Source organism: Xanthomonas sp. SHU 199 (genome assembly GCF_000364665.1).
In the GTDB taxonomy this organism is placed as follows: Bacteria; Pseudomonadota; Gammaproteobacteria; order Xanthomonadales; family Xanthomonadaceae; genus Xanthomonas_A; species Xanthomonas_A sontii.
Window position 1 is genome coordinate 1 of the sequence record NZ_AQOI01000274.1, and the last position, 1,478, is coordinate 1,478.

1 protein-coding gene is annotated in these 1,478 nt (G+C 71.8%); it reads right to left on the minus strand.

What is annotated here, in order from left to right; translation table 11 throughout:
* Window positions 1-90: 90 nt before the first annotated feature.
* A partial coding sequence (locus D183_RS0110315) for a tetratricopeptide repeat protein (RefSeq protein WP_017908917.1) occupies window positions 91-1,478 on the minus strand: 1,388 nt, incomplete at its 5' end.

Below are 1,478 nucleotides of genomic sequence, written 5' to 3' on the forward strand. Positions count from 1 at the left end.
CGACCGGCGACGGGGTGCGGGTCGGCAGCGCACTGCAACCGGCCAGCAGCAGCCCGGCGGCCAGCGCCCAGGCGGTGCGCAGGCCGGCGGTCACGGCGCCACCTTGTCCAGGGCGCGGCGCAGCGCGCGATTGTCGGGATCGAGCTTGCGCGCCTCGTCGAAGTACTTGTTGGCCTCCTCGTGCTTGCCCTGCTCCCACAACACTTGGCCGATGTGCGCAGCGATCTCCGGATCCTTCACCAGGCTCCAGGCGCGGCGCAGTTGCACCAGCGCCTCCTGGGTCTTGCCGAGCCGGTACAGCACCCAGCCGTAGCTGTCGATGATCGCGGCATTGTCGGGATCGGCGGTGCGGGCGCGGTCGATCAACTGCAGCGCCTCGCGATAGCGCTTGGTGCGGTCGGCCAGGGTGTAGCCGAGCGCGTTCAGCGCCGCCACGTTCTCCGGGTCGGTGACCAGGATCTTGCGCAGATCGGCCTCGGCGCGGTCGATGCGGTCGCGACGCTCCCAGGACAGCCCGCGTGCGTACAGCAGCGCGTTGTCGTCCGGATACGCGGCCAGGCCGCGTTCGAACACCTGCAACTCGCCGGCGTCGTCGCCGCTGCGCTGGCGCAGTTCCGCCTCCAGCACGTAGGCATCGCGGCGCGCGGCATCGTCGGCCTCGGCATCGTCCTGCAGCGCGCGCGCCTCGGCAAAGGCCGCGTCCTTCTGGCCGAGCGCGTACAGCGCGCCGGCGGCGCGCAGCCGCGCTTCGCTACGCAGCGGGCCACCCGGCACGCCGCGATACCAGTCCACCGCTTCCTGGTTGCGCTTGAGGAACTCGGCGATCTTGCCGAGCAGCAGGCGCCGCTCCGGATCGGGCCGGTCGGCACCCTTGCGCAGCTCGTCGTACAGCGCGGTCAACGCCGCATTGTCCTGCAGCTTGGCCAGCATCGAGGCGCGCAGGCCGTAGTTCTGGGTGGTCTGCGGCCCCAGCGCCAGCACCCGCGCCGCGGCGGCGGTGTCGCCGATGGCGTCGTAGGCATAGGCCAGCGCGGTGCGCAGTTCCGGGTCGCCGGACACCTTGGGCTCCACGCCCTGCAGCAACGCGCGCGCCTGTTCGATCTTGCCCGCCTGCTGCAGCTGGGTGGCATGCAGCAGCGCCACGCGCGGCTCCTGCGGGAAGCGCTTGACCAACTGGTCGACGATGCGCTCGGCCAGCTTGGGCTGGTCCAGGCGCAGCGCCAGGCGTCCGAATTCCTGCCAGGCCTCGAGCTGGTCGGGGATGGCATTGGCGTCGAGCAACTGGTCCAGTGCCTTGGCCGCCACCTCCGGATCGCGGTTGCCGCTGACCATGGCGATCAGCGCGAAGCGCCAGCCGCGTGGGTCCTTGTCGCGCAGCAGGGCCACCAGCAAGCTGCGCGCCTGGCGCAGGTTGCCGTTGCGCAGGGCCAGCGAGGCCTCGGCGCTGCGCATGGCCAGCGACTCGGGCGCGCGCTGCA